Here is a 12,367-nt window from a genome sequence, read left to right as displayed (position 1 = left end):
AGGCTCTATGTCAAGTCAATTGAGGTCCAGCATCTTTTCAAAGTGAGGAAAATAGGGACAATTTCCTCTAAATACTTACACTAAAGTGAAAAACTATGGAAATAAAAGAAAACAGAAGTACGTGTCCGATATAAGGGGGCCTAGTCGGGGAACCAAATTGTTACACTTTGAAAACGGTTACAGAAGAGTTTTCAATCTCCAGGTCTGTTCTATTAGTATGTATATGACAATCTTCTAGCATTTAGTTTATTTGATTGCACATATGTTATTGGATATGTAGTTGCCTTATTAGTAAGTAGGCCTAAGTCTTCATTAATAGATAAGGCTCTTTTCGTAAACTTTGTTGCTTTTTAATATAAATTTCAAAATATATCGCCCTGATTGCCAAAAAATATCCCTGTAAGCATAGAAGAAAAGAGCTACTCTCCCGATTCAGAAAGAAAATCCCTTGTATCCAGGGGGAAAATCCGGCTCCTGGGATTTTTCCGAGAGCAACAATCTATGCGAAAACAGCCATAGATAAAAAGGATAAGGAACTACGTACCCTATCCTTTTTGAGATCTATTTACCAACCACGATCATATTGTTTAGGTGCTTGTATTTCCTCACCCAACTGAGCTGCAGCTGTTCTTGGGAAATATGGATCACGTAGCAGCTCTCTTGCAATAAAGATTAAATCTGCACGTTCATTTTGTAGAATTTCTTCTGCTTGTAAGCCATTAGTAATCATACCAACTGCACCTGTTGCAATAGCCGCTTGCTCTTTGATTTTTTCAGCAAATCGAACTTGATAGCCAGGAAAAACATTTATTTTCGCTGGTACAACTGCTCCTGAGCTTACATCAATTAAATCTATTCCTTGTTCCTTCATTTTTAAAGCATATTCCACATAATCATCTATATTCAGTCCATCTTGATGGTAATCTGATGCAGAAACTCGAACGAATAATGGCCCATCCCAAACCTCTTTAACAGCTTCAATGATTTCATATAAAAAACGGTAGCGATTTTCTTTTGATCCACCATATTCATCTTCACGTTTATTTGAAAGAGGTGATAAAAATTCATTAATTAAATAACCATGTGCTCCGTGAAGCTCAATAATATCAAATCCCGCTTTTTTTGCTCTTTGTGCACCTTCTTTAAAAGCATGTATTGTTGCTTTTATTTCTTCTTTCGACATAGCCTTTGGAAGCTTTGATTTTTCATTAAAACTAAGTGCTGAAGGAGCATAAATGTCTCCATCGACAGTTGCCTTACGACCTGCATGTGCGAGTTGTATAGCCGTCGCAGATCCATATTTTTTCATTCCATCAACGAGTTGTTTGAGCTTTGGAACATGTTCGTCACTCCAAATTCCAAGATCTTGAGCGGATATTCTCCCTTGAGGAGTAACGGCAGTTGCTTCAACCATGATTAAGCCAACCTGACCAACTGCGCGACTAATATAATGTGTTAAATGGAAATCCTCGACAAAGCCTTTTTCTTCAGTTGAAGAATACATACACATTGGTGACATGACAATCCGATTTTTTAATGTGATTCCGTTTATTTTATATGGTTCAAAAAGCTTTGTTTTCATTTTTGATTCCTCCAAATTTTAAAAATGTTATGAAAAAATTATAACAATATATTTTTTAACTCGTCATCTTTCTTGCTCATAGCATAGCTTTTCTTTCTAATTCGTCGAAATTTTAATACAATGATAAAAAGGAAGAATAGGGCGGTGAAATGTATGGGAAATCAATGGGATTCAAAGCAACAATTATTGGAGCTTTTAACAAGTCTTGTTGAACGTGGTAGTATAACTGGTTCACAAGAAGAGGTAGCTTTATCAGAATATATTTATTATCTACTAAAGGAAAAGAAATATTTTCAACAATATCCTCACTATCTTGAATTGCATCCTGTACATGATGGCAGATCATTTGTTACAGCTTTAGTTAAACAAGGTGACAAAAAAGATACAATTGTGCTTTTAAGTCACTTTGATGTGGTTGATGTGAAGGATTATGGAGACTTAAAACATATGGCTTTTCAACCTATACAGCTTACGAAGGAGCTGAAAAATAGAAAATCTCAGTTATCTGAAGAAGTAAAAAAAGACTTAGATTCTGATGAGTGGTTATTTGGTAGAGGAACAATGGATATGAAGGCAGGACTTACTGTACAGTTATCTATGCTTGAAAAAGCAATTAACGGAGAATTCGAAGGGAATATCTTACTGGTCACTGTTCCCGACGAAGAAGTTAATTCTGCAGGTATGTTAAGTGCTGTAGCGGTATTAGACGATTTCAAAAAAAAGTTTGGTTTAATTTATAAAGCATGTATTAATTCAGAGCCTATGTTTGCTAAGTATCCAAATGATGAAAATCAATACATTTATTCAGGTTCTATAGGGAAAATGCTTGCTAGCTTTTATTGCTCTGGAATTGAAACACATGTTGGGGAACCATTCTCAGGTCTTAACGCAACGACTTTAATTTCGGAAATTAATCGTATCATGGAGCTTAATGACACTTTCTGTGAACAAATTGAAGATGAAGTAACCCCTCCACCGACAGGATTAATGATGAGAGATTTAAAACAAGAGTATTCTGTGCAGATTCCTCATACTTCAGTATCGATGTATAACATTCTGATGTTCAAAAAATCAATTGAGGAAATTCAAGAAAAGCTTTTAACAGTTGCAAAAAAAGCAGCTCGTAATGTGGAAGAGTTTTATAAGGAACGTGTGACAAACTATCAAAAATATCTTTCATTTACACCGCTTAATTTTAATGTCAATGTAGTTACTTATCAGGAATTACTTGACAAAGCAACTCTGAAATTTGGACCAAATGAGATACGAAGAAGACTTAATTACTTATCAGCAAATAGAGGTGATATGGGAGATCGGGATTTCTCAACAAAAATGGTTTCAGAGCTAGCAGGGCTTTGTAAGGAGTATAGTCCAATGATCGTGCTTTTTTATAGTCCGCCATTTTACCCTGCTGTTTCATCTAGTGATCATGAAATGATCCAGAATACAATCCAAAATGTTATCTCGTTTACACAAGATAACTATGACATTTCCTTAAACCATCAACATTATTTTCCGGGTTTATCTGATTTAAGTTTTGTTCAATTAAATGAAAGTGGAACATCAATTGCTCATCTTACTTCAAGCATGCCTTTATACGGAAATCATTTTCATTTACCTTTTCAAGAGATGAAAAGTTTAGATATACCGATTTTAAATATCGGACCAGTTGGCCGTGATCCTCATAAATGGACAGAACGTCTTCATATTCCATATGCACTAGAATATTTGCCTAATATTCTAGGATATGCAATTAAATCACTTTTGAAAAATTAGACCAATCAACCGTTTTAAAATTTTTGAGAAACTCGCGATAGTTTTGGAAAGACAGTCATTTTCCAAACTAACTAATACTAATTTCACTAACAGTTTACACAAGGTGTACTTTTTCTTGTGAATGAAAAATCCTATATATAAAAAGATGGAGTGATGTGGTCACTCCATCTTAAATCAAAGGTCACTTTTTATCTGTTGTTATCAGTTCATCTTCAAACATTATTTTTAGTTCTGTAGCACGTTCAGTTGCTCGCTTGATACATGAAACAAGAGATTCCTCAAAACCTCTTTCTTGAAGAATGGTTATACCTGCTTCAGTTGTTCCGTTAGGGCTTGTCACTTCTTTTCTAAGTTGTGATGGATGCTTATCAGATTGAGCAATCATTTCAGAGGCACCAACAAGAGTTTGGACAATTAATTCTCTTGCCACTTCTGAATCCAATCCTACTTCAACAGCAGCCTTTTCCATAGCTTCTACAAGATAATAAATGTAAGCCGGACCGCTACCGGAAAGACCTGTAACTGCGTCAAGTTGCTCTTCCTCTACAAGCTTACAAATTCCAATGGCTTCAAATAATGATTTGCAATTTTCAATTTGATTTCTTGTTACATCTTTACTAGCAGCTATAGCTGTTGCAGATTTTCCTATTGCTGCTGATGTGTTTGGCATAGCGCGTACGATTGCAGTTTGTTTGCCAAGAATGTTTGTTATGGTCTCAAATGAAATTCCTGCTAATACGGAAACAATTAATTGATTTTCTATTAAACCCTGAATTCCATCAATCCCAGCTTGTACATCTTTTGGTTTCATAGCTAAAACGATGATGGATGCTTCTTTTACTAATGATTCTTTATGATGTGTTGTTTTAATGCCATACATTTTAGTTAACTGTTCAAGTCGTGAAGAATTCGAGCGATTGGCTACGATAACCTCTTCTGGTTTGTATACTTTTCCTTTTAAAAGCCCTGCTATCATGGCTTCTGCCATAGAACCTGCACCAATGAATCCTATCTTACTCATCGTTAATTCTCCTCTTTTTTTATCTTTTGAAAATATTATACTTTATAACTTAATGAGTTTTTTCGTAAATAAAAAGCCAATCCTGTCCTACTAATAAGGACGGATTGACTCCGCGGTACCACCTTGTTTGGAATATATATTAATTCCCAACTTTACTTCTTTATCGCAGAATACGGACAGGTTTTCCTGACTGTTCGTAGGGTAGGTTCAATAGAAAAACATATAATGGAGCCTTTCAGCCCATGAGCTCCACTCTCTGCTACTGTCTTCCTATTTACTATTCCTAGTCAACACACTACTTATATCAATATGCTCTTAACATACACTGTTGTGAATTTTTATTCATTATGCATGTTGAATCAGTAATTTGTCAAGTATTAATAATGCAATATTCATCAATAAGAATGTGAGAATGATATCCGAATTATTTGAATATAATGACATCGGTGACTTATAAAGGTACAATAGCTATATAATGTTAAGTTTTAAAAAAATGGGGTAAAAAAGCTTTATTCAAAAATAATAAATGGGGCGGAGAATATGAAGCCATTTACAAAAAGAGTTTATAAGTTCGTTTTGCCAACACCTTTTCCTGTTGGTGATGTGAATGTTTATTTAATTAAAGGAGATCGTTTAACACTTGTTGATGTTGGTCCAAAAACAGAAGAAGCCTGGCATTCGTTTTTGCAGCAATTAAAAGAAATTGGATATACGCCTAAAGATATTGAACAAATTGTTATTACACATCATCATCCTGATCATGTGGGAATGCTTGATTTTTTTAGTGAGGATATTCCTGTTTATGGTCATTCTTTTAATAATCCATGGTTAAAACAGGATTCTCAATTTATGGATGATCAAACTAAGTTTTTTGAGAGAATTTTAGTTGATTTTGGTGTTGATCAAAGATTTATGTCATACGTAAAGAGATTAAATGATATGTTAATTTATTCATGTCATAGAGAGTTAACGGGTTTTCTTAGAAACGGGAACATAGTTGATGGTCTAGAGGGGTGGCGTGTAATAGAGACACCTGGTCATGCTCAAAGTCATATCGTTCTATATGAAGAAAACGCAGGTATATTAATAGGTGGTGATCTGCTTCTTAAGCATATTTCACCAAACCCGTTACTAGAGCCTCCTATGATTGATGGTGTGAATGAGCGCCCTAAACCGCAGCTTCAGTTAAATGAATCTCTTTCTAAATTGCGAGAGTTGCCAATCTCACAGGTTTATTCTGGACATGGTGAAAATATTATAGAAGTGAACGACTTAATTAAATATAGATTAAAGAAACAAGCTGAAAGAGCTGAACAAGTTCGTCAATTCATTTCAGAAAAACCTTTAACAGCTTTCCAAGTTAGTAAAGCTTTATTTCCTACGATTTATCATAAGCAGTTGATGCTAACTATGTCAGAAACAGTCGGTCAACTTGACTATTTACTTGAAATCGGTCAAATTAGAGTGGATACATCACTAGATAAACAAGTTTATTTTGCTACTTAAATAGAGGTGGAAATGTTGAATACGCGAATACAGGGTTGCTATGTTGCCATAACAGGTGCTTCTGGTGGAATTGGTGAAAAAGTCGCAATTGAGTGTGCAAAACAAGGAGCACATGTGATTTTACTTGCGAGAAGAGAAGAATTATTAGCTGCTCTTGCTGATCGGATTTCTAAAGATTATGGTGTGTCTTGTTACTACTATCCTTTAGACGTTCAGAAGCTGGAGTCTATTCAAGCGGTCTTTTCAAAAATTGAAACAGAAGTTGGGCAAATTGATATTCTTGTTAATAATGCTGGTTTTGGTATTTTTAACGATGTACTTGATTCAACTTTTGATGAAATGAAGAGTATGTTTGAGGTTAATGTATTTGGCTTAATTGCTAGTACTAAAATGGTGTTACCTCAGATGATCAAAAGGAAAAAAGGTCATATTATTAATATTGCTTCACAGGCTGGGAAAATTGCCACACCAAAATCTAGTCTTTATTCAGCTAGTAAGCATGCAGTATTAGGATTTACAAACAGTCTTCGTTTTGAAGTTAAGCCTAGTAATATTTATGTAACTACTGTTAACCCAGGACCTATTAAAACTAATTTTTTCAATATTGCTGATAAAAAAGGTGATTACGTCAAAAATGTTGAACGCTGGATGCTTGATCCTAATAAGGTAGCACGAATAATAGTTTCTTCTATGTTAACACCTAAGCGTGAAATAAATTTACCTGGTTGGATGAACGCTGGAAGTACGCTATACCAGGTTATGCCTAGATTATTTGAACGTATAGCTGGAAAGGCATTTTACAAAAAATAATACATAGTACACGATGCTTTTTGGCATCGTGTTTTTGTTGATTTTGCAAATTTTGTTGCTTATAAATTTATAATAGTGGAATGGAGAGGAAAAAGCTTCCCTCCCCTACGAATTCTGTTTCTGGAATGAAATGAAACAAATTCGTTACTACATAACAGCGTACTAAAATTGTCCTTTCTTTTGTTCAGTAGTAATATAAGATGACTATTTATAGTGTTTAGTAAAGGAGTATGCATATGATTGAATTGCGATATTTTGATCATTCTCATATGGAACAGCTTATGAACTGGGTGAAAACACCCGAGTTTCTGATGCAATGGGGAGGACCTGCTTTTCATTTTCCTTTAGATCACGAGCAATTAGAGAGTTATATTGAAAATGCTAACACTGAAGCCTCTGATTGTCTTATTTATTGTGTGATATTTAAAGGCACTGGAAATGTTATTGGTCATATATCTTTATCTACTATTGATAAAGTAAATCGCTCAGCTAGAATTGGTAAAGTATTAGTTGGTGATGAAAGTGTGAGAGGGAAAGGAATCGGCTATTTAATGATTGTTGAACTACTGAAGATTGCATTCAATGACCTTCACCTTCATCGTGTGAGTTTAGGTGTGTTTGACTTTAATACTACTGCGATTGCTTGCTATGAAAAAGCTGGCTTTAAAAAGGAAGGGTTATTAAGAGATTGTCGGAAAGTTGGTCACGATTATTGGAGTCTTTGGGAAATGAGCATTCTAAAGCCTGAGTGGCTTGAACAAGATGATAGAGATAAAACGATTTAGGAAAAAAGGTGGAAAAAGCTTGTCTATATTAAATCATCCTTTGTATTACATATACACCTACGCTTTTCATGAAGATGAAAAGTCACTTTGTCAGTTAGAAATGCGCTCTCTCTTTGGATATGATTCACAAACAACATTTTTGAAGAGTAGTAGACGAATGAATCCCAGTCGAAGTCCGTTTATAAAAGAAAGAATTGAAGTGCTTTATAAATCTGAGAGCTTAGATGGACTAATCCAACTTGTGGAAGGCCTGGAGATAGGTGAAGAAACATTTAAGGTGATTTGCCTTGAAAATCATTCCAATAAACTCGGTTTTAAAGAAAGGCGCTTTATTGAAAGGAAGGTTGGTTTACAACTAAAAGGAAAGGTTGATTTACTTGCTCCGCAGAAACAATTTGCCATAATGGAAGTTGATGGAGAGTGGATGTTTGGAAAGTATACTAAAAGTGATTCCGTTTGGTTACATCATCAAAATAAACCGCAAAACTATTCTACTGCCCTAAGTACACGTCTTGCAAGAGCCGTGGTTAATATTGCTGTTCCTTCTATTGATGAGGTAACTGTGATTGATCCTTGCTGTGGAATTGGGACGGTTTTAATTGAAGCACTTTCAATGAACATTAACATTGTTGGTAGTGATCGTAATCCGCTTGTTACAACAGGAGCAAGAGAGAATATTGCATTTTTTGGCTTTGAAGGAGAAGTGATTTTGAGAGATATAAGGCAAATAAAAGATTCCTATGATGTAGCAATTATTGATATGCCATATAATCTCTGTTCTGTCCTTCCTTCTGAAGAAAAGCTTGATATGCTAAAAAGTGCTCGAAGAATCGCTAAGAAAGTAGTCGTTATCACGATCGAACCTATCGATTCTATACTACAAAAAGCTGGCTTTAACATCAGTGATCGTTGTGTGGCTAAAAAGGGAACATTCATTAGAGAAGTTATTGTTTGTAAATAGGTCTTTATACAGTAAAACGCAGTTTCATCTATAGACTGCGTTTACTTGTGTTATTTATTAATGAGGTTATTTGAATAATCTTTGTTGTTTTGACTAAGGAAACAGCACTCTATAAAGTATTGTGGCATTTTTAAGAAAAGGAGCTTGTATACAATTGAAACAATGTTTTTATCAAATGGGGTCCGTCCAACAATCTTCCAGATAAGAGCCTTATAAATTTTTAATTTTCAAAAGGTAGAACGTCATCTATTGCATTTAGTTCTAGATTTAAGACAGATTTCGTATCATCATTATAAAATAAGAGTTGCTTTTGGTCAGGTGATATTTGAATAACACGTCCGGAGAAAGTGATTGTGCCGACTCTTGCTTTAGAGTAAGTCACACGTAAAAGAATATTGTCTTGTTGCCATTGCTCTGCTTTTGAAAAAAATCTCTCCATTTTTTTGACTCCTCTAGAAAAATTAAGTGTTTTCTATGTTGAATGATTGACAATTAGTTTGATTTTTCCTGTATCTATCTTCTGAATTTAAATGGAGATTTTTCTTGGGATGATTACTTTTACTAAGATTTTCTTAAGGTGAAAGAATACCAAGAGGAATTTTTTGGTGAATGATTAATTATTATTGATTATACGCTAAATTAGCAAGTAATCAAGTTGTACACAATTTTCTTTTTCCTCTTAATTCGTTAAATAACTATATACGATATCCTCTATATTCTCATACAACTCTGTGTCTTCTGCTTTCTCATCTGTTATTTGCTTTAATAAGCTTTCAATATCTTCTTTTGAAAGAGGATTTTCATTTAGGTCTCTTCCATATTGTAAAAAGCTCTTCCTTAGCATTTTTAATAGAAATTTTTCTTCCATCGTACACCTCACTATTTGAGTATACAGGCTTTTCGTTTATTTACGAAGTTAAATTATATATTTGCCATAAAGACTCGGGTATTCTTTGTTGTTGATTTTCTTTCTATGTATTTGCTTTCCCACAGGAGTCTCATATGTTCATCTCCAATCAACAAAGTACTAAAATTCAACATATGCTTTAACCTAGCCAAAATATAACATAACCCCAAATGCGACCCTTATCTTTTGGTTTTGCTTACGTGTTGTTTTCTCATTTGTTATTTCCCTTATGTCTCTTTATCTGTGTATTAATCTTGGTGAAAACTACCATTGAAATCGAACGTATATTCCCTTAAGATAAAGTATATACTTAAATACGAACATATATTCTATTTTGGAGGAATTGGCTATGATTGAAAACTACGATCAACTGCCAAAACGTAAAATTCTTTGTATTGATATTAAAAGTTTTTATGCAAGCTGTGCGGCTGTTTTGCTTGGGTTGGACCCATTGACATGCTATTTAGCTGTTGTTGGTGATACAGAGCGTCAAGGTAGTATTGTGTTAGCGGCTTCTCCACGATTAAAAAAGGAATTTGGCATTAAAACAGGTTCTCGTCTTTTTGAAGTACCTAATGATCCTCGCATTACAATTGTAAATCCAAAGATGGCGATGTATATTCGCATTTCTACCGAGCTTACAAAGTTATTTCATCGCTATGTACCAAAAGAGGCTATCCACACGTATAGCGTTGATGAAAGCTTTATTGAAGTGGATGGAGTCGAACATATTTGGGGTGATGCACGAACGATCGCTGATAAAATTCGTGATGATATGGAGAGAGAGTTTCAGCTTCCAAGTGCAATTGGCATTGGACCAAATATGCTTTTAGCAAAAATTTGTTTGGATACTGAAGCAAAAAAAACAGGTGTTGCCGAATGGACATTTGATGATGTGAAAAGCAAACTTTGGAAGCTTGAGCCACTTAGTGAAATGTGGGGGATAGGATCAAAAGTCCAAAAAACACTGAATCGAATGGGGATTTTCAATGTTGGCCAACTTGCGAATTATCCACTTGAGTTGCTTGAAAAGAAATTTGGAGTGATGGGAAATCAGCTTTATTATCATGCTTGGGGAGTAGATTTATCTGAAATAGGTGCTCCGATTATGCAGGGACAAATTAGCTTTGGCAAAAGTCAAATTTTACTTCGCGACTATCCAGATCCAGAAGAAGTAAAACATGTCATTTTAGAGATCAGTGAAGAAGTTGCCCGAAGAGCAAGACAGCATAAAAAAGTAGGTCGAACGATCAGCCTTGGAATTGGTTATAGTCGTGATGAGTTTGGTGGTGGTTTTCATCGTTCTATAACAATTGATCAACCAACAAATATTACCATGGACATTTATGAAGCCTGTTTACAACTATTTGAAAAATTTTATATGAATAAAACAGTACGGAAGATTTCGATTGCATTATCAAATATCGAAGAAGATTGTGATATGCAGCTTGATTTGTTTCGTCCAAATCGCACAAAGGAGCGTACACTAGGTTATGTGATGGATTCAATCCGACATAAATATGGTTCTGATGCTCTTTTACGTGCTGTGTCGTATACTACAGCCGGAACAGCGAAGCATCGTGCAAAACTTGTGGGTGGTCATAAGGCATAAGTTGAATTTCCCTGCCCATTTCATTGCGGAAAAGCACAGAGCTACCTCTTAAGAATAATGTATAAAGACCTTATCCATTTTTAAACGTGTAAAACCTGTACTTGAAAAGTAGAAAGAACTGATAGTAGGGGATAGCCTGCTTATCAAAATTTTCGGATAAGTCTTATTTCATTTGTTTTTTTGGGAGGGTATTATGTGAAAGTTGATCACCAACAGCCATTTGTCACATATGTAGCTCTAGGAGATTCTTTAACGGTTGGTGTAGGAGCGTCATTTCTAGCACCTGGATTTGTAGGTCAATATGTGAGGTTACTAGAGAAAGAGCAACATGTACCTGTATGCACTAACATATATGCGAAATCCGGTATTGAAACAGATGGTGTTTTAAATATTATTGAAAATCAAACTGTGTACAATAAAATTGAACATGCAAACATCATATCAATTTCAGCAGGAGGAAACGATTTAATTCAAGCAAGTAAGGATTTTATTGAATCTGGTGAAGCTGCTGAACTTGCTCAATCTGTGAAAGAATGTCACAGCAATATGGTCAAAATAATGACAACAATTCACAGGCTAAAAAAAGAATGTGGTGTCCCATATCGTATTTATTTACTTAATCTCTATAATCCACTACCACAAATCCAACTTGCTGAGAAATGGGTGAAGCTGTTTAATCAGCATTTAAATAGTTTTCATAATGGAAAAACAATTTTTGTTGCAGATCTTTATTCTGTTTTTAAAGGTAAACAAGAAGAACTTTTATCAAGAGATCGTATCCATCCTAATAACTTAGGATACAAAAAGATTGCCGAGCAATTAATTGCATTAGGTTATCCTACTTTTTAACTAGAATACACAATGGTTTAGGACGTGAAATAAATGATACGTGATAGAGGAAATATTAAATGGACATCAATGATGCTACCCGAGCACGTTAAATTATTAAGAACTTGGTCTGAAACAGATATGTATCAAGAAAAGCCTGAACTTGATGAACAACAGCTGGAGCAGTTTAACGAGATGATTTTTCATGCGATGGAAGAGCATGTGGAACTCATCTTTACGTATTATAAAAACCACTTTTTTCATACATGCTCAGGTTATGTTCATTATATTGATCCCATTCAGCAAACACTTCGCATTGTTGATGAACAAACAGGCACACGAATACAGTTACCCCTTCAAGAAGTGATTGATGTGAGGCACAAATAACCCCATAGAAATAGGCTGGGACATAATTAAAGAAGTCATAAAAAACACGAATAAATCTAAATTCAGTTAAGCTGAAAGAAACAAGTTCGTTCCATTGCGCTGCAGACACTCGCTTTCCACGGGGAGGAAGCTGAGCCCAATGTCATCAAGCTAACCTTACAAATTATGTAAGGTTTTTTTGGACGATTTTCT

12 protein-coding genes and 1 other annotated feature are annotated in these 12,367 nt (G+C 34.8%); of the genes, 8 read left to right on the top strand and 4 right to left on the bottom strand.

Annotation, left to right across the window (positions count from 1 at the left end):
- Positions 1–565: 565 nt before the first annotated feature.
- Positions 566–1,582 carry an NADPH dehydrogenase NamA gene (namA, locus tag LC076_RS23695; protein ID WP_226671578.1) on the bottom strand — a complete coding sequence of 339 codons (1,017 nt, stop codon included), beginning with the start codon at positions 1,580–1,582 and terminating at the stop codon, positions 566–568.
- Between the two features lie 153 nt (positions 1,583–1,735).
- On the opposite strand from namA, the gene LC076_RS23690 reads away from it, so the two are divergent.
- Positions 1,736–3,358 carry a M20/M25/M40 family metallo-hydrolase gene (locus LC076_RS23690; RefSeq protein ID WP_226671577.1) on the top strand — a complete coding sequence of 541 codons (1,623 nt, stop codon included), beginning with the start codon at positions 1,736–1,738 and terminating at the stop codon, positions 3,356–3,358.
- 181 nt (positions 3,359–3,539) lie between these two features.
- Here LC076_RS23690 and proC read toward each other — a convergent pair whose 3' ends face one another.
- Positions 3,540–4,415, bottom strand: coding sequence for a pyrroline-5-carboxylate reductase (gene proC, locus LC076_RS23685; RefSeq protein WP_226671579.1), 876 nt, complete (start codon positions 4,413–4,415; stop codon positions 3,540–3,542).
- Between the two features lie 56 nt (positions 4,416–4,471).
- Positions 4,472–4,679, bottom strand: a binding site (T-box leader).
- 240 nt (positions 4,680–4,919) lie between these two features.
- On the opposite strand from proC, the gene LC076_RS23680 reads away from it, so the two are divergent.
- The 4 genes from LC076_RS23680 (at position 4,920) to LC076_RS23665 (ending at position 8,441) form a co-directional block, all read left to right on the top strand.
- The gene (locus LC076_RS23680; RefSeq protein ID WP_226671576.1) at positions 4,920–5,885 is read left to right on the top strand and encodes an MBL fold metallo-hydrolase; all 966 of its coding nucleotides are present in this window, start codon (positions 4,920–4,922) and stop codon (positions 5,883–5,885) included.
- Between the two features lie 15 nt (positions 5,886–5,900).
- The gene (locus LC076_RS23675; protein WP_226671575.1) at positions 5,901–6,695 is read left to right on the top strand and encodes an SDR family NAD(P)-dependent oxidoreductase; all 795 of its coding nucleotides are present in this window, start codon (positions 5,901–5,903) and stop codon (positions 6,693–6,695) included.
- Between the two features lie 236 nt (positions 6,696–6,931).
- Positions 6,932–7,480: a GNAT family N-acetyltransferase gene (locus tag LC076_RS23670; protein ID WP_226671574.1), complete on the top strand. Its 549-nt coding sequence runs from the start codon at positions 6,932–6,934 to the stop codon at positions 7,478–7,480.
- A 19-nt stretch (positions 7,481–7,499) separates the two neighbouring features.
- Positions 7,500–8,441 (top strand): TRM11 family SAM-dependent methyltransferase, encoded by a 942-nt coding sequence (locus LC076_RS23665; protein WP_226671573.1) that lies wholly within the window; start codon positions 7,500–7,502, stop codon positions 8,439–8,441.
- 220 nt (positions 8,442–8,661) lie between these two features.
- Here the strand turns inward: LC076_RS23665 and LC076_RS23660 are convergent, their stop codons facing one another.
- Both LC076_RS23660 and LC076_RS23655 read right to left on the bottom strand, forming a co-directional pair.
- Positions 8,662–8,880 carry a hypothetical protein gene (locus LC076_RS23660; RefSeq protein ID WP_226671572.1) on the bottom strand — a complete coding sequence of 73 codons (219 nt, stop codon included), beginning with the start codon at positions 8,878–8,880 and terminating at the stop codon, positions 8,662–8,664.
- A gap of 240 nt (positions 8,881–9,120) precedes the next feature.
- Complete coding sequence (locus LC076_RS23655; RefSeq protein WP_226671571.1) at positions 9,121–9,309, bottom strand: YqzH family protein; 189 nt, start codon at positions 9,307–9,309, stop codon at positions 9,121–9,123.
- Between the two features lie 388 nt (positions 9,310–9,697).
- On the opposite strand from LC076_RS23655, the gene LC076_RS23650 reads away from it, so the two are divergent.
- The 3 genes from LC076_RS23650 to LC076_RS23640 all read left to right on the top strand — a co-directional run bounded on the left by LC076_RS23650 (position 9,698) and on the right by LC076_RS23640 (position 12,175).
- On the top strand, positions 9,698–10,960 hold the full coding sequence (locus LC076_RS23650) for a DNA polymerase thumb domain-containing protein (RefSeq protein ID WP_226671570.1): 1,263 nt from the start codon (positions 9,698–9,700) through the stop codon (positions 10,958–10,960).
- A gap of 195 nt (positions 10,961–11,155) precedes the next feature.
- Complete coding sequence (locus tag LC076_RS23645; protein ID WP_226671569.1) at positions 11,156–11,809, top strand: GDSL-type esterase/lipase family protein; 654 nt, start codon at positions 11,156–11,158, stop codon at positions 11,807–11,809.
- Positions 11,810–11,842: 33 nt separating this feature from the next.
- Positions 11,843–12,175, top strand: a complete 333-nt coding sequence (locus LC076_RS23640) for a YolD-like family protein (RefSeq protein ID WP_226671568.1) — start codon at positions 11,843–11,845, stop codon at positions 12,173–12,175.
- Positions 12,176–12,367: the final 192 nt, after the last annotated feature.

The sequence above is a fragment of the Metabacillus litoralis genome (assembly GCF_020524045.1).
GTDB classification, from domain to species: Bacteria; Bacillota; Bacilli; order Bacillales; family Bacillaceae; genus Metabacillus; species Metabacillus litoralis_C.
The sequence above is the reverse complement of the archived record's forward strand: the minus strand, read 5'-3'. Positions and strand labels throughout refer to the sequence as shown.